Raw genomic sequence first — 26,900 nt, forward strand, 5'->3', positions numbered from 1 at the left:
GCGCTACGTCGAGACGTACTGGCGCGCGTCTGCCCTGCGGTCCGCACTCACAGACGCCGGCTGGATCGTCAGCGAGGTCCGTCGGTGCGTCGGAAAGCCCCATGATCGGTGGCTGAGCGTTCGGGCGAGTCGGGCGTGACGCACACAGAACTTGTGGGCGTGGCCGGTTGTGTGAAGGGTTTCGGATGCCGGCTATCCACGTGTTGGCCTGGCGCCGGGCCGGCGTCCGAAAGCCTTCACAACACCGGCCATTGAACGTCAGAAGGAAATGATGATTTCACCCATCGGGCGGCTTTTAAGAAGGACCGCGTGATTGCCTGGCGCGTTGCCTTCGGCCAACTTGAACTTCAAGAGCTTCCCGGTCTGTCGCACGTCAATATTCTCAGACCTATACGAAACGAAACAATTCCCTACCCCACAAGAGACGATCGGACGGACGAAAGCACCGTCATCGCTGCTGAGTGAACGATTAAAGTCGGGTGCTTTGTGATTGAGCAATTGGCATGGATATCCACCTCGCCGTAAATTGGCTCTTGTTGATTGATGAGGATGGCGTACCGAAACGTTCTGGCGAGAGCAGTCTCTTCGGCAGAAGCCACACCTCCGGTGACCACCATGCCTGCGCACAGCAGAAATGCGTTACGAGGCATGGGACAATCTCCGACTAGCCGGATTTCTGATTTCATGAAGATTCAACAAAAATATGGCTTTCGTAGAGAGGGATGTGCGGAACGGCCGGCGGTCCGAGAGCTTGCGGCCGGAAAGCTGACGGGCAACCGAATGAATCATCGAGACCTCGAGAAGCTCGACAGCCGAAAGCGGCGGCAGAATGGAGGGCAGTCGCGCAGCAAGCATCGATTTTCCGGAACCGGGCGGACCAACATCAGCGAGTGGAGCCGCCGCCATGGTTCTAAATGACTGTAGTGGACGGGGAGCGGAAGTTCGCGCCACGCCGCGAGTGCTGACACCACCTTGTCAGAACCAGCCTATATATTATTTTCAGTGGTGTTGTTGAGCGTCTCGTCTAATACCTTTTGCGTGCCGTGCTTCAATGCAGATCGCGGGCACCCCTCGGTCGTCAGCGCATGATAGAGCCACGTCGACAGCGGCCCCGTCTCGAATACGACGCGCCTAGCGTGCGGGGCATGCTTGCGGATCATCTGCGCCAGAACCTTCGAATCCGAGGGACACTTTCCCCGCCAGATCCGCTTCCCGTCCTCTCGGATCGAGATCGCGGTATCTTTCAATGAACCATCAAGCCCGATATATTGGTCCATGTTGCCTCCATTCGATGTTTGGGCCCGGTTCCAATCGTGAGCCCGTTTTTCCATCTTATCGGGGCAACCACCCCAGCCAGCCATCATCGTGTAAAAAAGTGGCCTGGGACGATCGCGCCGCGATCAGCTCATGTTTTGGAAAAACGAGTGCGCGGAGGAGCCGAGCATGACCAGATCGTTCCTTTTCTGGCATCGGACAGATTTCGAGGGCCTTGAGCGTCTGGAACTTCTTGTTGAGCCTGAGGGAGTGACGGCCGACTCAACCGTGATATGCCTGGAAGCTGGCGGCTTTCGCCTCGACCACCGCTGGCGGCTCGACTCGGATTGGCACGCGCAGTCCGTTGTGGTTGAGCGCTGGAATGCGCAAGGCCGCGGGATGCTGAGCCTGGAGCGTGCCGGGACCGGCTGGCGGGTGAACGGCGAACCGCGGCTAGACCTCGAAGGCGCGGAAGAGCCGGACCTGTCGGTCACGCCCTTCTCCAACACNCGGCGAACCGCGGCTAGACCTCGAAGGCGCGGAAGAGCCGGACCTGTCGGTCACGCCCTTCTCCAACACCTTTCCCATCCGCAGGACGCCCACTGCCGCCGGGGAAAGCCTTACGCTCGACACCGCTTTCATCGATGGGCCAGCGCTGACGGTCGCCCGTTCGAAGCAGCGCTACGACCGGCAGGGTCCCGGGCGAGTACGTTACGTCGACCTGGGCCTTTCCGCCGGTTTTCAAGCTGACCTAGCGGTCGATGAGGAGGGATTGGTGCTGCAATACGAACACCTTTTCGAGCGGTTGCCGGTGCCTGCCTGACACTGCGCCGAGTCCTACTGGAGAAGGGGTTCAGGGATCATAGCACCACCACATGGCCGCGCTCGTTCTTAAGAAGCGTATATCCCAAACGGTCTCGAAGTTCCGGTTTGGTGTAGGTTTTTCGATGCGGGCGGCGGCGCGAGGGTTCGGACTGGAGGCTTGCCCGTTCAATGGGAGTCAAACACGCCGCAGACCTATATGGATTAATGTCCCCGCAACCTTTTACATGCCCCTTTGCGACTTCTCATCGTCGCCAATTGCAATCTTGCGTAGAAAAAGAGTAAAACAAGAGCAATAAAGGAACAGATTCACGCCGCCGCTGCAGTTGCAGCGGGTTGCAAAGCGTGAACGAAGAGGAACAGAAGCCGGAACGCTTAAGGCCGTTTGCGCTCGATTGCATCCCAGAGAAGGCTTGCGATATCCGCGCCGCCGAACTTGCGAACCTCACGAAGTCCGGTCGGCGAGGTAACGTTGATCTCGGTCATATAGTCGCCGATGACATCGATGCCCACGAGCAGGAAGCCACGTTCCCTGAGCGCCGGACCGATGCGCTTGCAGATTTCCTTTTCGCGCGCAGTCAACTCAGTCGCTTCCGCGCGGCCGCCGACATGCATGTTGGAGCGGCTGTCGTGCTCCGCCGGCACGCGGTTGATTGCACCCGCCGGTTCGCCGTCGACGAGGATAATGCGTTTGTCGCCCTTGCGGACATCCGGGAGATACTGCTGGGCGATGAAGGGTTCGCGGAAGAGCTGGCCGAACATTTCGAGTAGCGAGGAGAGGTTGCGGTCATCCCTCGTCGAGTGAAAGACGCCGGCACCGCCGTTTCCGTAAAGCGGCTTCAGGATGATATCGCCCATCTCGTCGCGGAAGCGACGGACTTCGGCAGCGTCCTTGGTGATCAACGTCTTCGGCATGAGGTCGGCGAATTCGGTGACGAAGATCTTTTCCGGCGAATTGCGCACCCAGGCAGGATCGTTGACAACGAGCGTCTTCGGGTGAATGCGCTCCAAAAGATGCGTCGAGGTGATGTATGCCATGTCGAAGGGCGGGTCCTGGCGGAGCAGCACGACATCCATGGTCGAAAGGTCGACACGCTCGGGCGCACCGAGCTCGAAATGATCGCCCTTCACGTCGCGCAGCAGCATCGGCTCGACGGAGGCATAAAGCTTGCCGTCGCGGAGGCTCAGCCGCTCAGGAGTATAATGGAAAAGCTTGTAGCCCCGGGCCTGCGCTTCGAGGCTCATGGCGAAGGTGGAATCGCCTGCGATATTGATGCCCGCGACATGGTCCATCTGGACCGCTACGTTCTTGATCTTGGCCATTTCCGTCCCTCAGTGAGTGCCGGACAGATGTAGGTCGCAAGCAGAGCAAACGCAACGGCCAACCAAGGCCTTCCGAGCGCTGGCATCAAGGATTTTTCAGGCCGCGAGCCCCTGCTGGCCGCCGCTGCGCAACAGGTTGCGAAGACGGTAGAGGATTGCCACCGGCTTGGGGAAGGGCTTGCGCAGAAACGCTACCTTCCGGACGTAGTTGTCCACCCGCCAGCTCGCCCATGTGCCGCCTGCGAAGAAGGCAACATCGCCGGCTCGTAGCATGCGCTCCGTTCCATCTTCGGCCGTGATGTGAACCTCGCCTTCGAGGATCATCACCGTCTCGTCCCAGCCGAAGAACCAGCGGAATTCGCCGGCTGTGCAATCCCAGATCGCCGTCAGCGACGCGTCGTCATGGCCGCGGGAATGTTCCGCCGTGCGCGCCTGCGGGTCGCCGCCGACGATCCAGTCAGGATTGATCGGCGTCGATTTCATCGGCAGATGGTCGCTGGAGTGCGCAACGAAATTCTTGCCGCGCGTTGGCGCAATGGCATACGGCACCGAACGCGCAGCCATTGCGACCGCGCTTGCGAGCATGAGCTTCATGGCCATGGACCCCCCAATTTGCTACCCCAATCATTGCGAAATAGCAGAGAGTCGTAACGGAGGCGTTCAAGCGGCCGCTAAAATTTTAACGACGCGTTTCAAACCTTTACGACATCAGCAACTGTCGAATGATGGGCAGTGACCACAGCACCGGCACCGATTCGTTTGCCTGTGTCGTGCGCGAAGAAATGCAGCTTCTCCGGCGGGATCACGAAACGCAACTCCGATGGCAGCGCTGTTTCCGGGGTAACGACAGCCGTCAGCGGCTGATCGCCCAAAAGACCATGCACGAGGCGCTGCGAGCCGAGTTCTTCAACATATTCCACCGTCAATGGCATCGCATATTCATTTGAACCCGCCAGCCGCAGATCCTCGGCGCGAATGCCGATAGTCACAGGGCCGGAGGCAGGCGCGTTACCTGCGAGACCGATCAAGGTCGGGCCGAGCGCCAGCTTGTCGCCATGCAGTTCGCCCTTCAAGAGGTTCATGGCTGGCGAGCCGATGAAGCTTGCAACGAAGGTGGAGGCAGGCGTGTGATAGACATCGAGCGGCGCGCCGATCTGCTCGATCCTGCCGCCATTCAGCACGACAAGGCGATCGGCCAGCGTCATCGCCTCCAGCTGGTCGTGGGTGACGTAGATCGAGGTGGTGCCGAGACGGCGCTGCAGGCGTTTGATCTCGCCGCGCATCGAAACACGGAGCTTGGCATCGAGGTTCGACAGCGGCTCGTCGAAGAGGAAGACAGCCGGCTTACGGACGATAGCTCGGCCCATGGCAACGCGCTGGCGCTGGCCGCCGGAAAGCGCCTTGGGCTTGCGCTGCAGATAGGGCTCGATCTGCAGCATGCGGGCAGCTTCCGCAACGCGCGCTTCGATTTCCTCCTTTGGCGTGCCGCGGTTCCTCAGGCCATAGGCGAGATTGTCATAGACAGACATATGCGGATAGAGCGCATAATTCTGGAAGACCATGGCGATGTCGCGGTCGGCAGGCTCGACATTGTTGACGACGCGATCGCCAATCTTTACCCGGCCTTCCGAAATGGTCTCAAGACCCGCGATCATGCGCAGCAGCGTGGACTTGCCGCAGCCCGACGGACCGACCAGCACGATGAATTCACCATCCCTGATATTGATGCCGACGCCGGAAACGGCCTTAACGCCACCGTGGTAGATCTTGCCGACGCTTTCGACCTCGATGGAAGCCATTGTCATTTCTCCGTTTCGACCAGGCCTTTAACGAAGAGGCGCTGCATGACGATGATGACGAGAACCGGCGGCAGGGTGGCCAGGATGACACCGGCCATCACCAGGTTCCATTGGGTATCGCCGTCGAGCACCGAGGCGAGGCGCTTGATGCCCATGACGGCCGTGTAATATTGCGGATCGGTGGTGATCAGCATCGGCCAGAGATACTGGTTCCAGCCGTAGATGAAGAGGATGATGAAGAGCGCTGCAATATTGGTGCGCGACAGCGGCAGCAGGATATCGCGGAAGAATTTCATCGCGCCGGCACCATCAACGCGGGCCGCTTCCATCAGTTCCTCAGGGATGGTCAGAAAGAACTGGCGGAACAGGAAGGTCGCGGTCGCGGATGCGATCAGCGGAATGACAAGACCGGGATAGGAGTTCAGCATGCCGAGATCGGCAACGACCTTGTAGGTTGGCAGGATGCGGACTTCGACCGGCAGCATCAGCGTCAGGAAAATGATCCAGAAGGCCACTAGGCGCAGCGGAAAGCGGAAATAGACGATCGCGAAGGCCGAGATGATCGAAATTGCGATTTTGCCGACGGCGATCAATATCGCCATCAGCAGGCTGTTTGCGAGCATCAGTGCGAAGGGTGGAGCGCCTGCCACCGAATTGCCGACGTTCAACAACTGGCTGAAATTCGACGCCAATTGATCGCCCGGAAGCATCGGCACGAGGCCGCTCATGAAATCGCTCGCACCGTGGGTGGAAGCAATGAAGGCAAGGTAGACCGGGAATACCACGGTTGCGGCGCCAATGATGAGGATCAGATGTGTGAAGAAATTCAGATAGGGACGATTTTCGACCATCGCATGAGCCTCAGTACTGCACTTTGTTTTCGATCCAGCGGAACTGGACGACAGTGAGCGCGACGACAATCAGCATCAGCACGACGGATTGGGCGGCGGACGGCCCCAGGTTCAGCCCGACGAAACCGTCGGCATAGACCTTGTAGACCAGCGTGTTGGTCGATTGCGAAGGGCCGCCGGAGGTCGTCGAATCGACAATTGGAAAGGTGTCGAAGAGCGCATAGGTGATGTTAATGACCGCCAGGAAGAACGTCGTCGGGGAGAGCAGCGGGAAAATCACCGTCCAGAAGCGCTTGAAGGGACCAGCGCCATCGATCGCTGCCGCCTCGATCACCGATTGCGGCACGGACTGCAGGCCGGCGACGAAGAACAGGAAGTTGTAGGAAATCTGCTTCCAGGCCGAGGCAACGACGATCAGCACCATGGCATCGCCTTCATGCAGCCGATAATTCCAGTCATAGCCGAAATAACGCAGCCCATAAGGCAGGATACCAATGCTGGGGTTGAACATGAACCACCAGAGCAGACCGGCGGCGGCCGGAGCAACCGCATAAGGCCAGACGAGCAACGTCGTATAGAACCGGCCACTCCGCAGCACGCGGTTGACACAGACGGCAAAGAGCAGCGACAGGCTCATGGACAGTGCCGTCACCGAGACAGCGAAGATGAGCGTCACCCATAGCGCATTCAGATAATCCGCATTCTCGAAGAGCCTGGTGTAGTTGCTGAACCAGACGAAAGTGGTCTTCATGCCGAAGGGATCTTCGCGCAGGAACGATTGCCGAAAAGCCTGGAATGCGGGCCAGATGAAGAAAATGAGAGTAATCGCGAGCTGCGGCGCCAAAAGAACGTATGGCAAGACGCGGTTCGAAAAAATGGTGCGTTTTGTCTGCATGGCTCGCTCGCATGGAAAGGTCCTCCCCGTGTGGGGAGGACTCAGGGGTCAGCTCGCGAACCTAGTTCGAATTTGCGGCTTCGAATTCGCGCAGCATGGCGTTGCCCTCCTTGACGGCTGCGTCGAGCGCCTGCTTTGCCGTCTGCTTGCCTGAGAGCACGGTTTCGAACTGCTGGTCGACAACGTCGCGGATCTGCGTGAAGTTGCCGAAACGAACGCCTTTGGAATTGTCGGACGGCGTGCCACGGGTGATTTGCTTGATGCCGACGTCGGAGCCCGGGTTCTTTTCGTAGTAACCCTGCGACTTGCCGAGATCGTAAGCAGCATTGGTAATCGGCAGGTAGCCGGAGAACTGATGCCAGTCAGCCTGAACTTCAGGCTGGCTGAGATAGGTGAAGAACTTGGCAACACCCTTGTAAACCTCCGGCTTCTGACCGTTCAGCGTCCACAGCGTTGCGCCGCCGATGATCGAGTTCTTCGGATCCTTGGTGACGTCGTCGTAGTAAGGGAGCGTCGAGAAGCCGACCTGGAAGTTCTTGGCGTTGGCGATGACGCCGGCGCGCGAGCCCGAGGAGCCCATGTAGATGGCGCATTCCTGCGAATAGAACTTCGGAGCAGAGTCAGGACCACCGCCCGGACCGCCGTACTGGAAGTAGCCGGCGTCCTGCCACTTCTTCAGGTCGTCCCAGAGACGAACCTGGGTCGGGCCGTTGAAGGTGAATTCGGCAGCCGGACCGCCGAAGCCGTTCTGAAGCGTGCCGTAAGGCAGGTCATGGATGGCCGAGAAGTTTTCGAGGCCGATCCAGGTTGCAGCGTAGGTGATCGTAAAGCCGCACTTTGCAGCACCGGAGGAAACGATCTTCTTGGAGAAGTCTGCAAGTTCTGCATAGGTCTTCGGGGCAACGTCCGGATCAAGGCCGGCCTTCTTGAAGACGTCCTTGTTGTAATAGAGGATCGGCGTCGAGGAATTGAACGGGAAGGACAAGATGTTGCCTTCCGGATCGGAATAGTAGCCGACGACGGGAGCGATGAACTTCGACGGATCCCACGGCTCGCCTTCATCGGCCATAAGCTTATAGACAGGGTAAATAGCGCCTTTAGCGGCCATCATCGTGCCTGTGCCGACTTCGAAGACCTGAACGATGGCAGGCTGCTGACCGGCGCGGAAAGCGGCGATCGCGGACGTCAGCGTTTCCGGATAGGTGCCCTTGAAAACCGGAGTGACGTGATAATCAGACTGGCTGTCATTGAATTTCTGGACGATCTGCTCGAGCTTCTTGCCGAGTTCGCCACCCATGGCGTGCCACCAGGTGACTTCGGTCGCAGCAAAGGACGTGGATGCAGACAATGCGACCGCAGCGGCGGCCAAAGAAAGCTTTTTGAACATGGATAAAATCCTCTCCACCAGTCGTTGGGGTGAGGACACGCAATAGAGGCCTTGTATGACGCCTCCTTAACAGTTCAGTGACAGAAAGATTACAAAAACCGGACGTTTTGCACGCCTATGCAAAGCAATCAAAAAGCGTCCGGAAAATGCCGGGGCAGACGGTCGGGCATTACTGCTACAATATCATCTCGTTGCGACAAACGGCCATCATCCGGCTGGTGCGAAAGCCAGAGATCGCTGGCGTCACGGATGCGTTTTTGGGCAGCGTAACGAACCGCATCTATGGCGCCTATTTCGTCGCGCCGGGCCTTTACCTCGACGAAGGCTGCCAGGTCGCGCTTCCCGGCGATGATATCAATCTCGCCGAGGTTGATGCGATGGCGGAGCGCCACGATGCGATAGCCCTTCAGCATCAAAACGAGTGTCGCGATATATTCCGAGACGTGGCCGCGGCGCTGCGCGCCTTTCGCCGGCTAATGATCGCGCCGGCTATGACTCATTCCTGACCTTCATATCGAGCAGACGCTGGTAGAGTTCCTTGCGTGGCAGACCGGTGAGGCGTGCGGCTTCCGCGGCCGCCTTTGCCGTCGGCATGGACGTGACGAGGTCAGCAAGGATGGCCGCGACATCCGCTTCGTCCGCCGGCCGCTCTTCCGGAGGGCCTATGACGAGCACGATCTCGCCCTTCACGTTGTCGTTTTCGGCATAATGCGCCGCAAGCTCCGCGAGCGTGCCACGGCGGAATTCCTCATAGGTCTTCGTCAACTCGCGGCAAACGGACGCCCTGCGGGTAGACCCGAGCACGTCGGCAGCGGCAGCCAGCGTCGCGCCGATCCGGTGCGGCGATTCAAAGAAGAGGAGCGTCGCCGGCGCGACGGCAAATTCCGCCAGCCGGTCACGCCGCGCCTTGTCCTTCGCCGGGAGGAACCCCGCGAACAAAAAGGCGTCGTTCGGCAGACCCGAGCCGACGAGCGCGGCAAGCGGCGCCGATGCTCCAGGAATGGGAACGACGCGGTAACCGGCTTCGATCGCCGACTGTGCAAGGCGATAGCCGGGATCGGAGACAAGCGGGGTCCCGGCGTCAGAGACGAGTGCGACAGACTTGCCTGCTTCCAAGGCCTGTAGCAATCGCGGACCCGCCTCATCCGCATTGTGTTCGTGATAAGCAAAGGGGCGGTTATGGATACCGTATCGATCGAGCAGAACGCGGGTCACGCGCGTGTCCTCGCAGGCGAGCACATCGGCACCCGCCAGCGTTTCCAGCGCCCGCAAGGTGATATCGCCAAGGTTACCGATCGGCGTCGCGACAAGATAAAGTGCCGCTTCCAGCGGGCGGGCCGGGATGGCGACATTGTGCAGGCGATAGCTGTGCCGGCTATCCCCGGGTGATGCTTCCCTGACGGTCACCGTTCTTATTCCCTCGTTGCTGTCTGGCTGGAAACTTTGACGTTTCGGAATGCCGTCGTCACCTCGCAGCTTGCTAGGCTATGAGCGGTACCGCCCTGCCGTTCACTACTTTCAAAGCATCCCGCGGCGCAAGACGCACCTGCAATCCGCGCTGACCGCCATTCATGTAAACCAAAAGTTCATTGAGTGCTGCTTCCTCCAGCGCCGTGGGAACCAGCTTTCTCTGGCCGAATGGACTGATGCCGCCGACATGATATCCGGTCAGCCGCTCGGCGTCCGCCGGCTTCATCATATTTGCCGACTTGCCGCCGAAGGCGCTCGCAAGCTTCTTCATGCTGACTTCACGATCGGACGGTACAACGACGCAGACCGGCTTACCATCCACTTCCGCCATTAATGTTTTCAGCACGCGATGCGGCTCCTCGCGCAGCGCTTCGGCGGCTTGGAGACCGACACGGTCTGCATTCGGATCATAGTCGTAGTTATGTACCGTGAAACCGACGCCGGCTTTGAAAAGAACCTGTGTGGCGCGCGTCGTTTTTGACATCTTATGTTCCGAATTCTGTCCCGTAATTCTCAGGCTTGAAGCCGATCAGCAGCTTGTCGCCCGCTTCAAGAACCGGCCGCTTGATCATCGACGGCTGGTCAAGCATCAGGGAAATCGCTTTTTCTCGTGTGAGGTTTTCGCGGTCGGCGTCCGGCAGTTTGCGGAATGTTGTGCCGGCACGGTTGAGCACGATGTCCCATCCGGCTCTGTCGACCCATTGCTCCAGATGGGCGCGGTCGATACCCACGGCCTTGTAGTCGTGAAAATCATAGGCAATGCCATGCTCCTCCAGCCAGGCGCGCGCCTTCTTCATCGTGTCGCAATTCTTGATACCATAAATGATGGCAGTCATCTTAGTGCTCGAGGGTTCCGGCTTTGCGTACTATGCCACTGGGCTGGCTGCAGGCGATCTTCATCAGGTCGGCGCGTCGGCGCACCAGCCGGTCGGATGTGCGGGTGACGATAAGGCCGGCTTGCGGCGCACGAATTTCAATGCTGCCGTGCGCCATGCCGGGACGCGTGATAATCGTTGCCAGCAGATCGCCTTCGGTAACCTCTTCACCGATATTGCAGTGAAAGAGGACCGTGCCGGACTCCGGCGAGCGGATCATCTCGATATTGTCCAGCGGCACGGCCGGACCAGCGAACGTGCTCGGCGATATGCTCTCGTCTCTGATGATCCCGCGTGCCGCGAGGAAGCGCCACAGGCCTTCTGCATCCGCTTTGGCCATATGCGGATAGACATCGCGTTGGCCGCGAAGCTCCACGGTGACAGAAAGCTTGCCAGGAAGACGGGCGTGCCTCTCGCCGGGCACTTCATATTTCCAGGCAAAGCCAATTGCCTCCTCAAACGCCGAGCTCTCGCCGTCTGAAAGCAGCACCGCGTCCATCGCCAAGGCGGCGGCAAGGTCGCTTGCCTCCGGCCAGAACGCCTCATCGATATAGGCGTATTGCAGGGATTCGTCGTCGCAATGCAGATCGAGCACGAGATCGGCGCCAAGCGCCACATGCATCAGCTGCCGCTTCAGCTGGTCGGTTGCCGGGTAACGATCGAGATCTTCGATTAGGCTGTTGCGGTCCCGCAGCGAAATCAGCGGGAAATCCCGGTTGAAATTGGTCCGTGAGCCGAGATCGAAACGGCCCTGCAGTTCGCCGAAATGCGACTGCGCTGCGCCAATCGGATTGGCCTGCGGCGCGATGGTGATGTCGCCCGCGATGCTGCCGGTACTTTCTGCATCACGTAGCTTCTCGCACAGGAAGTGCAGAAGCGCTGTGCCCGGAACCTCGTCGGCATGGAGAGCCGCCTGGATATAAACCTTCGGCGCCGCCGGGTCGTCACCCTTGAACCGAAAAACCGGCAGACGCCACTCGATGCCGGGTGTGTCGCCGGGAATGATGATTTCGGAAACATTCATGCTACGTCGCTCCGCAAATTCTGCTCAACGGAGCTTTATGCGAGTCCGGCGGACAAGTGCAAGGCGGCAGAGCGCCGCTCTTCGCTTGAGGTAGGCTTTCCCATTGCCGACGCGATACAGCGAAACATGAAGCAGATCGCGCGGTCGCGGCCGCCCCTGTAAACCAAATCTATTTTGAAGATCTGACGCAATGCTGGCGGCACGAACGCCAATTGCCAGTCAGGCAAAATCGCAAAATGCAGGTTGGAGCTTCCGTTCCGAATGTCCCCGCGAGGCGGCGGACGTCCGGTTCCTACGTGGGCGAAAGGAAGTTCGAATTGTTCCGGGACAGGCATGCGTCGCGGTCGCCTCCTTCTTTCCTGGATCTCGAAGTCTACCGAACTGAAGTCGAAAACAAGAACAGAAATAGAACATCGATCTCTTGGCCAACGTTGCACGAAATGGCAAACTACGGCAAGAATCGGGTTGAATTGTCGGTGCGGCTGCACGATTTTCAGGTGAAGTAAAAAGCACGGAGGCGATATCATGGCTGAGAAAGCGCACCAGTATCTGATCTTCGAAACGGCTGCCGGCTTCTGTGGAATTGCCTGGAACGATGTCGGCGTCACACGTTTCCAGTTGCCAACAAAAGCCGCGGATGCGACGGAGCGGCTGCTGTTGCGCCGCCTTCCGGCGGCCGAACCAGGCATGCCGACGCCTGAGGTTGACGAGGTGATCGCTGCTGTAAAGCGCTACTTCAACGGCGAAAAAACAGATTTTTCAGGCGTAAAGCTCGACCTTGAGGGACAGGATGCATTCTTTAAGAGCATCTATGCTGCTGCGCGCCACGTCGGCTGGGGCCGAACGACTACCTATGGCGCGCTGGCGAAGGAGCTTGGCGCCGGCCCGGAAGCGGCGAAGGATGTGGGTCAAGCGATGGCAAAGAATCCAATTGCCCTCATCATCCCGTGCCACCGGGTGCTCGCCGCAGGCGGCAAGATCGGCGGATTTTCGGCGCCGGGCGGCTCGAATTCCAAACTCAGAATGCTCGAACTGGAAGGTGTCCGCCTCGCCCCGCCGGAGCCGGCGCAGCAATCGCTGGGATTTTAAGCAGTGGGAATGAAAAGTCATTCCCATTCGACTGTTTTGAGCGATCCTAACACTTTGATATAACAGCGCATTTTTTCGAACGCCACGAAGAACCGACTCTACGATCCGTCAGAAATTTCCGCTCTTGATTTCAAACGGGAATTTCTGCGATTCGCGATCTGCTTGGTTCAGCGATTATCGGCATCGATCGGACGATTTTCGAAGTCTCGAGCGATAAGAGCGCCTTTGGCCTGGAGCACAAAAGACCGTCAGCTTCGCATCCGTGTTATCACTATCAAGCTTACTACGATGACTTTGGCTCAGAATTGCAAGCGTGTTGTCGCACCCGCAATGACTTCGACGGGCAGACAAATACTGCTTGGAACTCTGGAACCTCTGATGCGCGCCAGCAGGTTGCGTGCCCCCATTACGCCCATCAATCTGCGTGGGGTGGAAACGGTCGTTATCGGCACGGATAGCACTTTCGTTAACCCGAGCGCGTTGAAGCCGACTACTCCTATGTCCCGCGGAATCTGCAATCCAAGCGCTTGGCAAGCCGTTGACCCGCCGAACGCAAGATGGTCATTGAGATAAAAGATGACGTCCGGCTTATACTCGCTCGATTCAGCGAGCAACGTTAGCGTGCCAGTGCGACCGGCCTCAAATGCATTTGTCTCGACGGGACGCGCTATCGAAGCCTCTCTCCTTGAAGTAGTTCCGAAGGCTGCCATGAAGCCAGCCAGGCGCTCTTCGGCTCGCGGATCCCGAAATTCCGGGGCGCCGACGAAAGCGGGCCGCCGATAGCCAAGCCTGAAAACGTGCCTCCCTATCGCAAGGCCGGCGGCATAGTGGTCGATGCCCACGCAAATATCGATAGGATCGTCTGTGTATTGCCACAACTCGAGAGTGGGCACGCCTCGTACTTTCAGGCAATCGCGAAGTTGTGGATCGGAGTGGGCGCCCGTGAGAATCATAGCAGCCGGTCGCCAGGACAGGACCCGTTCAACCCATGCCAGCTCGGCTGCCGGACTGTAGTCGGTTGTATCGATTACTGTCTCGTAGCCAGCGGACTGGAAAGTGCTGCGCATTCCCTCCAGTATTTCCGCGAAGACGTCATTGAACAATGTCGGAACGGAAATACCAATCAAGTTCGAGCAAGGTTGGCTGAGCGCCCGTGCCGTGCTGTCGGGAACGTAATTCATCGCTTCGGCCATGCGCAAGATTGCGGACCGGGTGCTCTCTGACACGCCTTCGATGCCTCGCAGCGCGCGTGATACACTCATTGTGCTCACCCCGAGTGCCCTCGCTATATCAACTGTCGTACAACCACGCTTTCTTCGCACCGGCGCCCCCCCAGCAACGTTATCGGTAACGCTGATTCCCCAGATCAAAATCTTCCTCGTGTTCAAAATATACGCCATTGGTATCGATAACAAAACTGCTGGGGGAGCGCTGTGCCGCAGATCGTATTTGAACACGTCACTAAGCGATTTGGGTCGCTTGAAGTTCTGCCGCCAATCGACCTAACCCTGGAGAACGGCGAGTTTACCGTTCTCGTCGGGCCCTCCGGTTGTGGAAAGTCGACCACCTTGCGGATTCTTGCCGGATTAGAACAGTTGAGTGGCGGCGAGATCTATTTTGATGATCGCGCCATCGGTCGGCTGGAGCCGAAGGAACGCGACATCGCGATGGTGTTCCAGGACTACGCGCTGTATCCGCACATGAATGTCGCGCGAAATATGTCTTTTGGTCTGCGCCTGGCACGCGTACCCAGGCCTGAGATCGACGCCCGCGTCCAACGGGTAGCTAAGATGCTGAGCATCACGCACCTGCTCGAGCGCAAGCCGGCGGAACTCTCTGGGGGGCAGCGTCAGCGCGTGGCGATGGGGAGAGCCTTGGTGCGCGATGCGTCGACTTTTCTCTTTGACGAACCTCTGTCTAACCTCGACGCCAAATTACGGGCCCAGATGCGAACTGAGCTCGGCGAAATGCGCGACCGGCTGGAAAAGAACATGGTCTATGTCACGCATGACCAAGTCGAAGCAATGACGCTTGGCGATCGCATTGTTGTGATGAACGAAGGAGTCGTTCAGCAACAGGGAACGCCCGAAGAGCTCTTCAAGCGGCCGAACAACAAGTTCGTGGCGGGTTTTATCGGCAGTCCGGCGATCAATTTCATCGATGGCATGCTCGTCGAGGAAAAGGGCCGCCTTTGGGCTCGCGGAGCCGGGTTCCTTCTGCCTTTGTCCCAGGAGACTGCAAATCGGGTCCGCCCTCACAAGGCAAGCGACGTCACACTCGGCATTCGGCCCTCTTCTATCAACTTGGACACCGACTCCGGCGCACCCATCGAGTTGCAGGTGGTCGTTTCCGAATATCTCGGAGCGCAGACGACCCTCGTTACCAAGTTGCCGAGCGGCGAGGAAGTACTTGTCGAATTGCCGTCTGCCGTGTCCCCACGACCAGGGACCTTGGCGGCGTTCGGAGTCGTGACCGACGACATCTTGATCTTCGACCGCACGACCACATTGAGACTTTGATGACTGCAAAGGGAGGACGAACATGCGCAGACTACCCATTCTAGCAGGGGCATTCGCCGGTTTCTTGCTACAAACCATAGCGGCCAGTGCGAACCCGTATGAGGCATACAAAGGCACCACGCTCGTGGTGAATTTCCCTGCCCACCCACACTACGACGCCGTGGTGAAGATCCTGCCGCAGTTCACGGCCGAGACCGGGATCGAGGTCGAGGTCGATCAACTCGAGTATCTCAAGATGCGCGAGAAGCAGACGCTTGAGCTCACCAAAGCCGAGGGTGATTACGACCTGATTTCCTATGTCGTGTTCTCGAAGGCCGACTATGTGTATGCCGATCAGCTTGAGAACCTCGCAAGATATTTCATGAACCCGAGGCTTGCCGATCCGACCTATGATGCTGCCGACATCATAGACGGCTATATACAGAACATCGGTATCGCAGGTGGCATCAAGGGATATTTGCCAGGGCCGACGGGTTCGCTGTTCGGGCTCCCGTTCGGCGCGGAGACCTCAATTCTTGGCTATCGCAAGGATATTTTCGAGAAGCACGGCCTGAAGGTGCCAGAGACTTACGAGGAGCTCCTCGAGCTGGCTTGCCGAATTCCCCAGCTTGAGCCAGGCATGGGCGGACTCGCCAGCCGTGCGGCATCCGGGCAGCATGCGAGTCATGCCTTCCTGTTGCACCTGGCGCCGCTGGGAGGCCGCATCTTCGATGAAAACTGGAACCCGGTCGTCAACAACGAGAAGGGCATAGCTGCGGCCAATGCTTTGAAGAAAATCGTCGACTGCGGACCAGAGGGGGCCAAGACCTTCGGCTTCGCTGAAGCGGGTACGGCTTTTCTACAGGGCAAAACTGCGATGTATTTGGACAGCACTGTTTTCGCGGGACAGGTCAACGATCCGACGAAAAGCCAAGTCGTCGGCAAAGTGGGTTGGGCGCTGCATCCGAAGAGTGTGCGAAGAGGTTCCCAGACGGGCGGCTTCGGTCTGGCTATTCCAAAGAATGCCGCTCACAAGGAAGCGGCGTTCCTGCTCCTACAGTGGCTCACCTCCAAACATGCCGACAAGCTAATTGCGCTGGAGGGCGGAAACCCGATTCGCCGATCGACTCACGATGACCCGGACGTCAACGCCACGTTTCCCTACATGGCAACATTCGGCGAGGCGCTCACCTACGCGGATCCCGACTGGCGACCCATCATCCCAACCTGGGGAAAGATCAATGGTGATCTCGGAACGGCACTGAGCAAGGTGCTCACGGAGGGACTTGACGCAAAGACCGCTCTCGACGGGGTTGCCGAACGCGCCCGGTCTTCCATGCAGGAGGCCGGCTATTACAGCTGGCAGTAATCGCCGATTTCGCGCTGCGCGGGCCGGGTGCCGGCCCGCTTAGAATCTACCTGGAGGACATGATGCAGGCTGCCAACGTGAATCGGCTGACCCCTTACTTATTTCTCGCGCCAGCTACGCTCATTCTTGGCGCTGCGTTGCTCTACCCGATCGGCTACATGATCTATGCCAGCTTCTTGAACTGGAATCCCAGTCAACGGATCGGTGAGGCGGACTGGGTAGGGCTCGGCAACTATGTGAAGCTTCTCAGCGACGCACAGTTTCACGAGAGCGTCGCAGTTACCATCACTTTCGCCGGGGTAGTCGTGGCTGCCGAGATGGTGCTGGGCGTAGGCCTCGCACTTCTGCTGGATCGCAATATCCGCGGATTGTCGATATTGAAAACCTTGTTCATCCTGCCGATGATGATCGCGCCAATCGTTGTTGGATTGATGTGGCGGTACATGTACCATCCGACAGTCGGCGTCTTCAACCGAGCGTTGGTGTCTCTCGGCTTCGAGCCGGCCCCCTGGCTGTCCGAGAGCCGATGGGCTCTTACCTCTGTCATCATTGCAGACATATGGCAGTGGACTCCGTTCATCTTCATTCTATCGCTCGCTGCCCTTCAATCACTGCCCCGCTCCACATTGGAAGCTGCCAGGATCGATGGTGCGACCGGCTGGCAGCAAGTGCTCTATATCAAGCTGCCGCTGATGCTTCCTGTCTTGGTTGTTGCGACGTTGCTTCGGCTGATCGATGCGTTCAAGGTTCTCGAAGTGATCCTGGTACTGACGAACGGAGGGCCAGGTCTGTCCACCGAAATCCTTTCGCTGCGCATTTCTCGAACAGCGTCAGAGTTTCGCGAGCTTGGGCTGGCGGCTGCAATGTCGAACCTGTTGCTTGTCCTCCTCCTCGGGCTGACGCTTGGGATGTTCACTTACAACAAGATGATTGAAGGCCGTGCGGCGCGACTGCGGTCCGCAGCCCTGAAAGGCGAATAATAGATGATCGCGCGTGACCAGAAAACGAACCCCTCTTTTTATGCTCTTCTGGCAGTCCTGGTGATGATGGCTGTCGGGCCGATCGCGCTGATGCTTCTTACTTCACTGCGGCTGAACGTCGATATCATGTCCGACGGCGCTAGCCTGTTTTTCTTACCGACATTACACAACTACGAGAAGGTGTTGTGCGACGTGCTCTGGTTTTCGCCGCAGAATGTAGGTCGTTGTGACCCGACCTTCGCGCGTTCGCTCGGAAATTCCCTGATCGTCGGCTTGGCGTCGACCGCCCTGACGCTCATTATCGGTTGCATGGCAGCGTACGCGCTCGTCCGCTTTCGGTTCATGGGCCGCGACGTCGTTTCTTTGACGACGTTGATCATGCGCATGGTGCCGCCAGCGGTACTCCTCGTTCCGGTGTTTGGAATATGGACCTACCAATTCGGGCTCGATGGAACCCTCACCGGACTTGTTCTGGTCTACGTCGCGATGAATCTTCCCTTCGTGATATGGATCCTGCAGAGTTTCATCGTGCAGGTTCCGATCCAGCTCGAAGAAGCGGCCCGGATGGACGGCGCTGGCCCATTGCAGGTGTTTTTCCTGGTGGTGTTGCCGGTCATCCGGCCAGGACTTGCAGCAGCGGCGATATTCACTTTCCGCATCGCCTGGAATGAATTCCTCCTTGGCAACGCGTTGACCAATAGGCACACCCGAACCGTGCCGGTGACGATCGTCAACTCGCTTACCGAATACGATATCGATTGGGGCGTCGTCATGGCTACCGGCATGTTGCTAGCGATCCCTCCGATCATCTTCACCTTCGTCGCTTCAAGACAAATCATTACAGGCATGACCGCCGGCGCTGTGAAAGGGTGACAATGTTCGAGTGGCTGCTCGCGCCCTGCGATCCGACAAGAGTTCATGAAGTCGGAATGCACCTGTCATGGCACGCGCGATCAATGGTGATGGCCTGGTCGGTACTCGTCCCCATCGGCGTGATCGCAGCGCGATTCTTCAAGATCTTCCCTGGCCAGGACTGGCCTCGTGTGTTGGACGATCGCCGATGGTGGCACCTTCATCGTGGCGCCCAGTACGCCGCGTTGGCGCTGATGCTGATTGGCTTGCTCCTGATACTTTCCGCTCCCGCGGCAACCAAATCGATTACCGCCTCGTCTTGGGCGCATCAGCTGACAGGATGGGTGGCCCTGGCACTCGGCGGCATGCAGTATCTTACGGGATGGCTCAGAGGAACGAAGGGCGGCCCGTCGGCACCGACCGCAGACGGCAGCTGGAGCGGCGATCACTACGATATGACACGCCGCCGCCGTCTCTTTGAGCGCATTCATAAGTCAATGGGATATCTGGTGCTGCTGGTCTCCATGGCCGCCGTTTCAACAGGTCTGTGGCAGGCGAACGCCCCGCGGTGGATGCTCCTGTTCATCGGCACATGGTATCTGATGGTGGCGGTGGTGTTTGCCATGCTGCAGCGGAGCGGGATGGCGTATGACACGTATCAAGCCATCTGGGGTCCAGATCCGCGCCATCCGGGCAACAGCCTTCGGCCGATCGGCCTGGGTGTCAGAAAGCTACCGTCTGAAGTCGAATAGTCTAAGGACGCGAGACGTCTCAGGCGTCTCGCCCACGCGGCATCATCATCCAGTTCAGCCTCGGCGACATGAGCCTGCCGATGAGGCGATCACCGCCAAGGAGCTCGAACTACAACCGGCGTCGAGCTGATGCAGAAGTCCGCTGACTTCTCGAATTCGGAAAGGCCGTTGCCATAGCCGCGTTCGAGAAGCCTGCGGCCCCAGCTTGGCGTTCTTGAGGACTTGACTCATTGGAACTCAATTGGTATTTCGATTGGGTAATCGATAACCCAAGGCGAACCCCTGTGACCGCTTCCCTCAGCGACATAGCCGAACGTGCCGGCGTTTCGGTCAAGACGGTGTCAGGCGCATTGCATGGCGGCTCGGCGCGGATGTCGGAGCAGACCAAGCAGCGCATCAAGGAGATTGCCGAGGAGCTCGGCTATGTCACCAATCTGGCCGCGCGCAGCATGCGCCAGGGCTGGATGCCGCTGATCGGCGTTGTCGCCGACGAATTGATCACCTCGCCATTTGCGACTGAAATTATTCGCGGGCTCGATGGCGCCGCGCGGACGGCACAGATGGCCGTCTTCGCGATGACGTTGAGCGGGCGGCGCGACGTGGCCTCGGTGATCGAGGAGGTTCGGCGCTTCCGACCGCGGGCGATCGCCTATGCCGCCATGTACCATAAGGTCGTGGCGTTGCCGGAGGCGTTTGTCGATACGGTCGGCGTGATGATCAATTGCCGCGAGGCAAACGACCGGGTAACCGCGCTGGTGCCGGACGAAACAGGCGCTGCGCACGAGATCGCCAGTTACTTGATCGGTGCCGGCCGGCGCAACATCGCCTTCGTCAATCTACCGGGCCTGCTCGCCGGAGATCTACGCGAGGCGGGTTTTCGCCAAGCGTTGACCGAAGCAGGCCTCGACGGCGCCGGCGCAAGAGTCTTGCCGGCCGTGCGCCGTGGCATATACAGCGACAGGGCGCCGAGCCTCGTTCTGTCGCATATCACCGAACTGATAGGCGGCCCCGAGCGCCCCGACGCCATCCTGTGCGGCAACGACCGGGTTGCGATGGAGGTCTACGCGGCGCTGCGCCGGGTCGGCGCCAAGATTCCGGACGATGTCGCCGTCGCCAGCTTTGACAATCAGATCGAAATCGCCTCGCGCCTCGATCCGCCGCTGACGACCATGGCGCTGCCGCATCGCGCCATGGGTCGCATGGCCGCCGAGATCTTGCTTGTGGGCGATGCGACACCCGGCGACGTGCGAAAGCTGCCGTTCCAACTTGTGGAGCGATCATCCGTATAAATGCAATTGGAAGTAGAACCTATTGAGGAGGAGTGAAGCAAATGGGTAATCGTTTACTTTCTATGCTCGTAGCATCCGCGGCGCTGGGATTCGCCATAAGTCCGGCCGAATCAAAGACCGTCATCCAGGTCATGCATCAGGGCGATCCCGATACGGTCTCGGCCTATGGCGCGGTGGCCAAACGCTTCGAAGATGCCAATCCGGACGTGGATATCGAACTGATCTACGCGCCGCACGACGCCTATAACGAGAAGTTCAGCGCCGCCGTCATGTCCGAGCAGATGCCTGACATCATGGAGCTCGACGCGCCGTTTCTCGCAAACTACGTCTGGTCCGGCTACCTGCAGAAAATCAAACCTTTGATCGATCCGGGTGTCCTCGACGACATGACAGACTCCAACATCGCCCAGGGCACCTACCCCGTCGACGAGGACCTCTATGCGCTCGGCCTGACGGACTCCTCGGTCGTCCTTTACGGCAACAAAAAGTATCTCAAAGCGATTGGCGCCCGGATTCCAAAATCCGTCGACGACGCCTGGACGCGAGAGGAGTTCGAAGGCTACCTCGAAAAGCTGTCGAAGCTCGAAGGCGTCAAATGGCCGATCGACACGTTTCGCGGCTACGGCATCAAGACCGAATGGATCACCTATGCCTATAGCCCGATCCTGCAATCGGCAGGCTGCGACCTGATCGACCGGAAGACCTGGAAATCCGTGGGAACGCTCGACAGCGAACCTTGCGTCGATGCGCTGACGTTGATGCAGACTTGGGTCAAGAACGGCTGGGTCGTGCCGCAATCCTCCGGTACCAACCAGTTCTACGCTGAAGGGCATCCGGCTGCTCTCGCGCTGGGCGGCCATTGGGTCTACGCGGAAGCCGCCGCCTCGATGAAGGACGACATCGTCGTCATGCCGCTGCCCAAATTCGGACCGAAGGGCGCAAGTCCGAACGGCACCTGGATCTGGGCCATCACCACTGCCTCCAAGCATCCTGATATCGCCGGCAAGTTCGTAAGCTTCATGCTCAAGGACAGGCAGTTTCGCGAACATGCGCGCGATACGTCTGCCTATCCGGGATTGAAGAGCTTTGCCGCGGAATCTCCGCTCTACGCCACTGGCGGCCAGATGGCCATTGCCTTCGAGCAGGCCTCAAAGACGGCGATCGCCAGGCCGCCGCATCCCGCTTATCCGACGATCACCTCCACCTTCATGCAGGCGGTAGATGAGATCTTCAATGGCGGCGACGTCAAGGCGGCGCTGACCGCCGCGGCCGAGAAGATAGACGAGGACATCGAAGACAACGACGGCTACCCGCCCTTCAACGGACAATAATGACGCGATGAGGCCACCGCGCGGTGCCAATCCGCGCGGCCACCCGATGCGGTCGCCGCATGGCGATCGACCGGTCCGCGATCGAGTGAGGAGGAGGAGATCATGACCTTGCAGCAACCAGCGCCCATGACGCGTCCCGTGGGGCGCGGAGACAGAGTCCGAATGTTCCAGGAGATCGGCATGCTGGCGCCCGCGCTCGTGTTGCTGACGATCTTCCTGGTCGTGCCGTTCCTTCTGTCGTTCTGGACGGCAATGACCAATCAACCTTTGGTACCGCGCCCGACACCGGTCCGCTTCGTCGGCTTCACCAATTTCCTGCGCATCTTCAAGGACGATCTCTTCTGGATCTCGCTTTGGAACGTGTCGCGCTTCACCTTCTGGATCCTGCCCGCTCAATGCGGCCTGGCATTTGCCACCGCATTGCTGCTGCACCAGAAGCTACCGTTCCGAAATTTCTTCCGTGGCCTCTTCTTCCTGCCCGCGATCACCTCGATCGTTGTCGTCTGCGTCGTCTGGGGCACATTATTCCAGTATCCCACCGGACCGCTTAACCAGATCCTCGGCTTCGCCTCGGGCGGATATATCCAGCCGATCGATTGGCTCGGCGATCCGCAATGGGCGATGTTCTCGATCGTCCTGCTTTCGGCATGGCAGGCCTATGGCTTCCAGATGATCGTCTACCTCGCTGGTTTGCAGGGCATTCCCGACGAACTCTACGACGCAGCCAAGATCGACGGCGCCAATGTCCTTCAGCGCTTCTGGCACGTGACCATGCCGGGTCTCAGGCCGACGCACATCTTCGTGTTGGTCATCACCACCATTCAGGCCTTCAAGCTCTACACCCAGGTCGCGATCCTGACCCAAGGGGGTCCGAAGAGCAGTACCGAAACCGTGGTGCATTACATGGTGCGCGCCGGCTTCGAGGAACAAAAGCTTGGATATGCGTCCGCCGTATCGGTCATCCTCTTTCTGATCGTTCTCGTCATCGCGCTCGTGCAGCGCCAGCTCCTGAGGCGTTACGATGTCTGATCTCGCTCTTTCCGCAATGAATGCCGAGGCAAAGCGTGAGCGCTCGGCGGCCGGTTCCCTGCGCATCGTGCAGACCGCCTGCATCTTCGTCATCGCGCTGGTCATCATCTCGCCACTGTTCATGCTCGTCATCGCCAGCCTGAAGGACGACCGGTTCCAGATTCTGGCCGACATGGGCAGCTTCAGGGCCTTCTGGGTATCGAATCCGACGCTCTCGAATTTCGCGGAGGTCGGAAACCTCTCAGGCGAACTCGCCTTCGGCCGCTATCTCGTCAATTCGCTAATCATTCTGGCGTCGACCGTGAGCGCCGGCCTCATCGTCAATTCGATGGCCGGCTTCGTGCTGGCCTGGGGCTCGCTGCGCGGGCGGGCGCTGATCCTGTCCCTAGTGATCGCTCTCTATGTCATCCCGCAGGAGAGCATCATCATGCCGCTCGTCATCATGGTGTCGCGCGCCGGCATGACCGACACCTTCGCCGTCCAGATCGTGCCGTGGATCGCGAGCCCGCTCTATATCTACCTCTTCTACCAGTTCTTCGCGCAATTGCCCAAGGAACTGTTCGAAGCGGCCCAGATCGATGGCGCCTCGGTATTCCGTATCTACCGGTCGATCTTCCTGCCCCTGAGCCTCCCGGCGCTTGCCACCGTCTCGATCCTCATGGGGATCGAGACTTGGAATCAGTATCTCTGGCCGATCCTGGTGACGCAGACCGACTATGCACGGCCGATCTCCGTCGCCATCGCGACGTTCTTCGGCCAGGACAGTATCTACTGGGATCGCGCCATGGCCGCCTCCGTCCTTATGATGCTCCCGATCCTCGCCCTCTATCTCGTTTTCCAGCGTTGGTTCGTCAGTTCCTTCGTGGGCTCCGCCGTGAAAGGTTGATAAATGACACCTCATGCAAACCCCGCTTCGCTTGTCGATGGCACCACCGAGACGCTGAGCGCTGTGCTGCCTGCCGGTACCATGCTGCATGCGTGGCTCAAGGCCGCCCATCCGGGCAGGCCCGCGGAGCTGAAGGTAGCTCAGGGGGAACGCGAGCTCGCTTGTCTCATAGCCAAAAACGCCGAGGAGTTCGAGCTCCTGACGCTGGCGGTCGAAACAGGCGGTGAAATGTTATTCAGTTATGACACCGCCACCACTGTCATCTCGATCATCTATGCCTACGCGCCGGCCGACGTCCTGGATACGGGCATGACCGTACTTTACAGCGCTGACGCCAATGCGGCACCTGACGTCCCCGACGGCTATCATTTCCGGCCGCCCTTCGGCTGGATGAACGACCCGAACGGCTTTGGTCGCTTCGGCGACAAGGTGCACCTGTTTTATCAGCACTATCCGCATAGTCTGCGCTGGAACACGATGCATTGGGGCCACGCCGTCTCCGACGACCTCCTCCACTGGACGCATCTACCGATCTTCCTCTTTCCCTCGGCGGAGCTTTCGGCGCGGGCCGATGGGCGTGGCGGCGCCTTTTCCGGCACTGCAATTCCGCTCGGAGAAGACGCACCCGGCGTCCGCGTCTTCTTCACCGAGCAGGTCAGGGATCGCGTGCCCGAGGAGCAAATCCAGCTGACAGCGGTCAGCAATGACATGGTCACTGCAAACCCGCCGGAGGTCATCCTCCCGGACCGTCCAGCAGGCCTCGAGCTGACGCTCGATTTTCGCGATCCCTATGTCGTTAAAGGTCCGGATGGGCGCTGGAAAATGCTGCTCGGAAGCCGAGACCATGCCGGCGGCGTCATCCTGCTCTACGAAACCAACGATCCAGGGGCTGCGGGCAGCTGGACGTTCGTGGGCATTCTTCACCGCGAGGATCGTTTCGGCATGACGGCGGCCGAATGCCCTTGCCTCGTGCCGCTCGATGGCCCGGCGAACGACCCTCAAACCCGTTGGGCACTGACTTTTGGACTTCTCACGAGCCGTGATCCGGCAACCGGCCGGCGCAATATCACCATTGCCACTGTCGGCCGTTTCGACGGCCGGAACTTCATCAAGGAATTCGAACAGGAACTTGATTTCGGAACCGACGCCTATGCCTTCCAGGCCTTCGTGGACGGCTCCGGCCCGGTTGGTATCGCCTGGCTGGCCAATTGGACTGATGTCTCTAACAAGGCGAATTTTCCCTCGGCGATGACGCTGCCACGACAGGTCCTTCTTCGGGACGGCGCGCTTCTCACACCACCGGTCGCGGCTGTCGAGCGTCTGCGCCAACGACCTGTCGACGACATCATGCTGCGTTCCGGCGAAACGGTCGGTCTCGGCAATGGCGCCGTCGAGATCGTGATCGATCTCGCAGCGCCCGGCGCGGTGTTCGATCTCGAGCTTGATCATCCCGATGTCGAGCTCGGTTTAAGGGTCGGTCAGGAAGGCTTGAGCATCATCTACGACATCCGCAACGGCAAATCGCCGCCGCGCTACATCGCGGCCGGCGCGCGTCCTTCGACGCTTCGGGTCTTTCTGGACGTTGGCTCCATCGAGGTCTTCGCCGACGGTGGCCGCTGGACCGGGACGAAACGACTGCCGGGGTCGGGCGCTGTTCGCTCGGCGCGCCTCGTCGCCCCCCAAGACAATGTCGCAACCGCGCGCATCTGGCAGCTCAAGCTCTGACCGAACCGAGGAGGAAATCATGGCATCCATATCGATCGAAGAGGTTCGCAAGCAATATGGCGCGGTGCCCGTAATCCACGGCGTTTCCGTCGACATCCAAGACGGTGAATTCGTTACCCTCGTCGGCCCCTCCGGCTGTGGCAAGTCCACGCTGTTGCGCATGCTTGCGGGGCTCGAGGATATCAGCGCCGGCGAAATCCGCATCGGCGGCCGCATCGTCAACGATGTCGCGCCGAAAGAGCGCGACATCGCCATGGTATTCCAGAGTTATGCGCTCTACCCGCACATGACGGTCGCGGAAAACATGGGATTTGCACTCAAGCTGAAAGGTCAGGACAGGGCGACGATCCGAAAACGTGTTGGAGAGGCCGCTGATATTCTGGCGCTTGAACCGCTGCTCGATCGGCTGCCCAGGCAACTGTCAGGCGGCCAACGTCAACGCGTTGCGATGGGGCGAGCCATCGTTCGTCATCCGCAGGTGTTTCTCTTCGACGAACCGCTTTCGAATCTCGACGCCAAGCTCCGCGTCACGATGCGTGCGGAGATCAAGGAACTTCATCAGCGGCTGAAGACCACGACCGTCTATGTCACCCACGACCAGATCGAAGCCATGACCATGGCCGACAAGATCGTGGTGATGCGGAATGGTCGCGTCGAGCAGATCGGCAAACCGCTCGAATTGTTCGATCGTCCGGTAAACACCTTCGTGGCAACATTCATCGGCTCGCCCTCGATGAATCTCTTTGAGGGCAAGGTTTCGGCGGGCAAATTCGTCACAGGCGGCGCAGCATTGCCGCTGCCGCCTGGTCAGGACGGTGCTGCTGCCAAAGCCTATGGCATTCGGCCAGAGCATCTCTCCATCCACGAAGGCGGAGCATCCGCGACCGTGGTCGTCGTGGAACCGACCGGGTCCGAAACGCAAGTCATTGTCAGGCTCGGAGATGTGGATGTGACCTTGCTATTCAGGGATCGTGTCGAGCTTCGTCCGGGACAGACGATATCGATCGCTCCGGATCTGACCAAGGTTCATCTGTTTGGTGGGGATGGAAGGCGCGTGAATTGAGGTCCGTGCGGGACGGAGGTTGCACTCAAGGTGTCTCGAATGATGGTTGTCGTGCGTGCTCCGAGAGGGAGCTATTTGGTGGAGCGGAATGTCTCCAGACTGCCGGCCTGAGCAGCGTGTGGAACACAGCTCTTGATCGTTTTAAGCTCGGCCAAAAGCGCAGCTTCGGGCCAGTCAGACGACCAAGAGCAGCAACCTGCGCTACAATCGAAATCCCCTGTTCGGAAGCAGGGGCCGTCGGGAGCTTCGACGACACTCTCGCTTTGCGGAAACGGGTCTTCCTTCCCGAGTCTGTCGAAATGGAGAAGACGAACGAGCGCTGGGTGAAGAAGAAGAC

23 protein-coding genes and 6 pseudogenes are annotated in these 26,900 nt (G+C 59.1%); 15 read left to right on the forward strand and 14 right to left on the reverse strand.

The annotated features are described in order from the left end of the window. A pseudogene (locus BN1800_RS42135) lies at positions 1–139 on the forward strand (class I SAM-dependent methyltransferase); the annotation flags it as partial. 584 nt (positions 140–723) lie between these two features. Here the strand turns inward: BN1800_RS42135 and BN1800_RS00015 are convergent. Together BN1800_RS00015 and BN1800_RS00020 are read right to left on the reverse strand one after the other, a co-directional pair. Beyond that, positions 724–882 (reverse strand): annotated as a pseudogene (locus BN1800_RS00015) (ATP-binding protein); the annotation flags it as partial. Positions 883–1,032: 150 nt separating this feature from the next. After that, positions 1,033–1,277 (reverse strand): annotated as a pseudogene (locus BN1800_RS00020) (IS110 family transposase); the annotation flags it as partial. Positions 1,278–1,443: 166 nt separating this feature from the next. Between BN1800_RS00020 and BN1800_RS43770 the strand changes: the two are divergent. Then, positions 1,444–1,683 (forward strand): annotated as a pseudogene (locus BN1800_RS43770) (putative glycolipid-binding domain-containing protein); the annotation flags it as partial. A 94-nt stretch (positions 1,684–1,777) separates the two neighbouring features. Continuing rightward, positions 1,778–2,077 (forward strand): annotated as a pseudogene (locus tag BN1800_RS43775) (putative glycolipid-binding domain-containing protein); the annotation flags it as partial. Positions 2,078–2,451: 374 nt separating this feature from the next. On the opposite strand, the gene gshB reads toward BN1800_RS43775, so the two are convergent. From gshB to BN1800_RS00080, 11 genes and pseudogenes are all read right to left on the reverse strand, one after another. Beyond that, positions 2,452–3,399, reverse strand: coding sequence for a glutathione synthase (gene gshB / locus BN1800_RS00030; RefSeq protein ID WP_086993311.1), 948 nt, complete (start codon positions 3,397–3,399; stop codon positions 2,452–2,454). 96 nt (positions 3,400–3,495) lie between these two features. Then, positions 3,496–3,999: a cupin domain-containing protein gene (locus tag BN1800_RS00035; RefSeq protein ID WP_086993313.1), complete on the reverse strand. Its 504-nt coding sequence runs from the start codon at positions 3,997–3,999 to the stop codon at positions 3,496–3,498. A 92-nt stretch (positions 4,000–4,091) separates the two neighbouring features. Further along, on the reverse strand, positions 4,092–5,198 hold the full coding sequence (locus tag BN1800_RS00040; protein ID WP_086993315.1) for an ABC transporter ATP-binding protein: 1,107 nt from the start codon (positions 5,196–5,198) through the stop codon (positions 4,092–4,094). A gap of 2 nt (positions 5,199–5,200) precedes the next feature. After that, positions 5,201–6,049, reverse strand: coding sequence for a sn-glycerol-3-phosphate ABC transporter permease UgpE (gene ugpE / locus BN1800_RS00045; protein ID WP_086993318.1), 849 nt, complete (start codon positions 6,047–6,049; stop codon positions 5,201–5,203). Between the two features lie 10 nt (positions 6,050–6,059). Continuing rightward, the gene (ugpA, locus tag BN1800_RS00050; RefSeq protein ID WP_027510691.1) at positions 6,060–6,944 is read right to left on the reverse strand and encodes a sn-glycerol-3-phosphate ABC transporter permease UgpA; all 885 of its coding nucleotides are present in this window, start codon (positions 6,942–6,944) and stop codon (positions 6,060–6,062) included. Positions 6,945–7,005: 61 nt separating this feature from the next. Then, positions 7,006–8,331: a sn-glycerol-3-phosphate ABC transporter substrate-binding protein UgpB gene (gene ugpB / locus BN1800_RS00055; protein WP_086993319.1), complete on the reverse strand. Its 1,326-nt coding sequence runs from the start codon at positions 8,329–8,331 to the stop codon at positions 7,006–7,008. A 128-nt stretch (positions 8,332–8,459) separates the two neighbouring features. Continuing rightward, positions 8,460–8,792, reverse strand: a pseudogene (locus BN1800_RS00060) (YraN family protein); the annotation flags it as partial. Positions 8,793–8,820: 28 nt separating this feature from the next. Next, positions 8,821–9,738 carry a 16S rRNA (cytidine(1402)-2'-O)-methyltransferase gene (gene rsmI, locus BN1800_RS00065; RefSeq protein ID WP_086993323.1) on the reverse strand — a complete coding sequence of 306 codons (918 nt, stop codon included), beginning with the start codon at positions 9,736–9,738 and terminating at the stop codon, positions 8,821–8,823. A gap of 73 nt (positions 9,739–9,811) precedes the next feature. Continuing rightward, the gene (gene ybaK / locus BN1800_RS00070) at positions 9,812–10,285 is read right to left on the reverse strand and encodes a Cys-tRNA(Pro) deacylase (RefSeq protein WP_086993325.1); all 474 of its coding nucleotides are present in this window, start codon (positions 10,283–10,285) and stop codon (positions 9,812–9,814) included. 1 nt (position 10,286) lies between these two features. After that, positions 10,287–10,637, reverse strand: a complete 351-nt coding sequence (locus tag BN1800_RS00075) for an ArsC family reductase (RefSeq protein WP_027510687.1) — start codon at positions 10,635–10,637, stop codon at positions 10,287–10,289. Between the two features lies 1 nt (position 10,638). Then, positions 10,639–11,700, reverse strand: coding sequence for a M14 family metallopeptidase (locus tag BN1800_RS00080; protein WP_086993327.1), 1,062 nt, complete (start codon positions 11,698–11,700; stop codon positions 10,639–10,641). A 525-nt stretch (positions 11,701–12,225) separates the two neighbouring features. On the opposite strand from BN1800_RS00080, the gene BN1800_RS00090 reads away from it, so the two are divergent. Continuing rightward, positions 12,226–12,789 carry a methylated-DNA--[protein]-cysteine S-methyltransferase gene (locus tag BN1800_RS00090; protein WP_086993331.1) on the forward strand — a complete coding sequence of 188 codons (564 nt, stop codon included), beginning with the start codon at positions 12,226–12,228 and terminating at the stop codon, positions 12,787–12,789. A 299-nt stretch (positions 12,790–13,088) separates the two neighbouring features. Here the strand turns inward: BN1800_RS00090 and BN1800_RS00095 are convergent, their stop codons facing one another. Then, positions 13,089–14,189: a LacI family DNA-binding transcriptional regulator gene (locus BN1800_RS00095; RefSeq protein ID WP_086993333.1), complete on the reverse strand. Its 1,101-nt coding sequence runs from the start codon at positions 14,187–14,189 to the stop codon at positions 13,089–13,091. A gap of 33 nt (positions 14,190–14,222) precedes the next feature. On the opposite strand from BN1800_RS00095, the gene BN1800_RS00100 reads away from it, so the two are divergent. The 11 genes from BN1800_RS00100 (at position 14,223) to BN1800_RS00150 (ending at position 26,563) form a co-directional block, all read left to right on the forward strand. Next, positions 14,223–15,308: an ABC transporter ATP-binding protein gene (locus BN1800_RS00100; protein WP_086993335.1), complete on the forward strand. Its 1,086-nt coding sequence runs from the start codon at positions 14,223–14,225 to the stop codon at positions 15,306–15,308. Positions 15,309–15,330: 22 nt separating this feature from the next. Continuing rightward, on the forward strand, positions 15,331–16,656 hold the full coding sequence (locus tag BN1800_RS00105) for an extracellular solute-binding protein (protein ID WP_086993337.1): 1,326 nt from the start codon (positions 15,331–15,333) through the stop codon (positions 16,654–16,656). Positions 16,657–16,715: 59 nt separating this feature from the next. Next, complete coding sequence (locus BN1800_RS00110; RefSeq protein ID WP_244564409.1) at positions 16,716–17,636, forward strand: carbohydrate ABC transporter permease; 921 nt, start codon at positions 16,716–16,718, stop codon at positions 17,634–17,636. A 3-nt stretch (positions 17,637–17,639) separates the two neighbouring features. Next, positions 17,640–18,509, forward strand: a complete 870-nt coding sequence (locus BN1800_RS00115; RefSeq protein WP_086993338.1) for a carbohydrate ABC transporter permease — start codon at positions 17,640–17,642, stop codon at positions 18,507–18,509. A gap of 2 nt (positions 18,510–18,511) precedes the next feature. Further along, positions 18,512–19,240: a cytochrome b561 domain-containing protein gene (locus BN1800_RS00120; RefSeq protein ID WP_086993340.1), complete on the forward strand. Its 729-nt coding sequence runs from the start codon at positions 18,512–18,514 to the stop codon at positions 19,238–19,240. A gap of 284 nt (positions 19,241–19,524) precedes the next feature. Next, complete coding sequence (locus tag BN1800_RS00125; protein ID WP_086993342.1) at positions 19,525–20,529, forward strand: LacI family DNA-binding transcriptional regulator; 1,005 nt, start codon at positions 19,525–19,527, stop codon at positions 20,527–20,529. A 41-nt stretch (positions 20,530–20,570) separates the two neighbouring features. Beyond that, positions 20,571–21,860 (forward strand): ABC transporter substrate-binding protein, encoded by a 1,290-nt coding sequence (locus tag BN1800_RS00130; RefSeq protein ID WP_179213722.1) that lies wholly within the window; start codon positions 20,571–20,573, stop codon positions 21,858–21,860. A 102-nt stretch (positions 21,861–21,962) separates the two neighbouring features. After that, the gene (locus BN1800_RS00135; protein ID WP_027510675.1) at positions 21,963–22,889 is read left to right on the forward strand and encodes a carbohydrate ABC transporter permease; all 927 of its coding nucleotides are present in this window, start codon (positions 21,963–21,965) and stop codon (positions 22,887–22,889) included. Then, positions 22,882–23,775 (forward strand): carbohydrate ABC transporter permease, encoded by an 894-nt coding sequence (locus BN1800_RS00140; protein ID WP_086993346.1) that lies wholly within the window; start codon positions 22,882–22,884, stop codon positions 23,773–23,775. The genes BN1800_RS00135 and BN1800_RS00140 overlap by 8 nt, the downstream gene beginning before the upstream one ends. 3 nt (positions 23,776–23,778) lie before the next feature. Beyond that, entirely contained in the window at positions 23,779–25,500 is a 1,722-nt protein-coding gene (locus BN1800_RS00145) for a GH32 C-terminal domain-containing protein (protein WP_086993348.1), read from the forward strand. Between the two features lie 19 nt (positions 25,501–25,519). Beyond that, positions 25,520–26,563, forward strand: coding sequence for an ABC transporter ATP-binding protein (locus tag BN1800_RS00150; protein ID WP_086993350.1), 1,044 nt, complete (start codon positions 25,520–25,522; stop codon positions 26,561–26,563). Positions 26,564–26,900: the final 337 nt, after the last annotated feature.

Source organism: Rhizobium sullae (assembly GCF_900169785.1).
GTDB lineage: Bacteria > Pseudomonadota > Alphaproteobacteria > Rhizobiales > Rhizobiaceae > Rhizobium > Rhizobium sullae.

Excerpts from the sequence above, each read along its gene's own strand:
- gshB (WP_086993311.1), bottom strand. The coding sequence starts at position 3,399 with ATGGCCAAGATCAAGAACGTAGCGGTCCAGATGGACCATGTCGCGGGC.
- BN1800_RS00035 (WP_086993313.1), bottom strand. The coding sequence starts at position 3,999 with ATGGCCATGAAGCTCATGCTCGCAAGCGCGGTCGCAATGGCTGCGCGT.
- BN1800_RS00040 (WP_086993315.1), bottom strand. The coding sequence starts at position 5,198 with ATGGCTTCCATCGAGGTCGAAAGCGTCGGCAAGATCTACCACGGTGGC.
- ugpE (WP_086993318.1), bottom strand. The coding sequence starts at position 6,049 with ATGGTCGAAAATCGTCCCTATCTGAATTTCTTCACACATCTGATCCTC.
- ugpA (WP_027510691.1), bottom strand. The coding sequence starts at position 6,944 with ATGCAGACAAAACGCACCATTTTTTCGAACCGCGTCTTGCCATACGTT.
- ugpB (WP_086993319.1), bottom strand. The coding sequence starts at position 8,331 with ATGTTCAAAAAGCTTTCTTTGGCCGCCGCTGCGGTCGCATTGTCTGCA.
- ybaK (WP_086993325.1), bottom strand. The coding sequence starts at position 10,285 with ATGTCAAAAACGACGCGCGCCACACAGGTTCTTTTCAAAGCCGGCGTC.
- BN1800_RS00075 (WP_027510687.1), bottom strand. The coding sequence starts at position 10,637 with ATGACTGCCATCATTTATGGTATCAAGAATTGCGACACGATGAAGAAG.
- BN1800_RS00080 (WP_086993327.1), bottom strand. The coding sequence starts at position 11,700 with ATGAATGTTTCCGAAATCATCATTCCCGGCGACACACCCGGCATCGAG.
- BN1800_RS00090 (WP_086993331.1), top strand. The coding sequence starts at position 12,226 with ATGGCTGAGAAAGCGCACCAGTATCTGATCTTCGAAACGGCTGCCGGC.
- BN1800_RS00095 (WP_086993333.1), bottom strand. The coding sequence starts at position 14,189 with ATGGCGTATATTTTGAACACGAGGAAGATTTTGATCTGGGGAATCAGC.
- BN1800_RS00105 (WP_086993337.1), top strand. The coding sequence starts at position 15,331 with ATGCGCAGACTACCCATTCTAGCAGGGGCATTCGCCGGTTTCTTGCTA.
- BN1800_RS00110 (WP_244564409.1), top strand. The coding sequence starts at position 16,716 with ATGATGCAGGCTGCCAACGTGAATCGGCTGACCCCTTACTTATTTCTC.
- BN1800_RS00115 (WP_086993338.1), top strand. The coding sequence starts at position 17,640 with ATGATCGCGCGTGACCAGAAAACGAACCCCTCTTTTTATGCTCTTCTG.
- BN1800_RS00120 (WP_086993340.1), top strand. The coding sequence starts at position 18,512 with ATGTTCGAGTGGCTGCTCGCGCCCTGCGATCCGACAAGAGTTCATGAA.
- BN1800_RS00130 (WP_179213722.1), top strand. The coding sequence starts at position 20,571 with ATGGGTAATCGTTTACTTTCTATGCTCGTAGCATCCGCGGCGCTGGGA.
- BN1800_RS00135 (WP_027510675.1), top strand. The coding sequence starts at position 21,963 with ATGACCTTGCAGCAACCAGCGCCCATGACGCGTCCCGTGGGGCGCGGA.
- BN1800_RS00140 (WP_086993346.1), top strand. The coding sequence starts at position 22,882 with ATGTCTGATCTCGCTCTTTCCGCAATGAATGCCGAGGCAAAGCGTGAG.
- BN1800_RS00145 (WP_086993348.1), top strand. The coding sequence starts at position 23,779 with ATGACACCTCATGCAAACCCCGCTTCGCTTGTCGATGGCACCACCGAG.
- BN1800_RS00150 (WP_086993350.1), top strand. The coding sequence starts at position 25,520 with ATGGCATCCATATCGATCGAAGAGGTTCGCAAGCAATATGGCGCGGTG.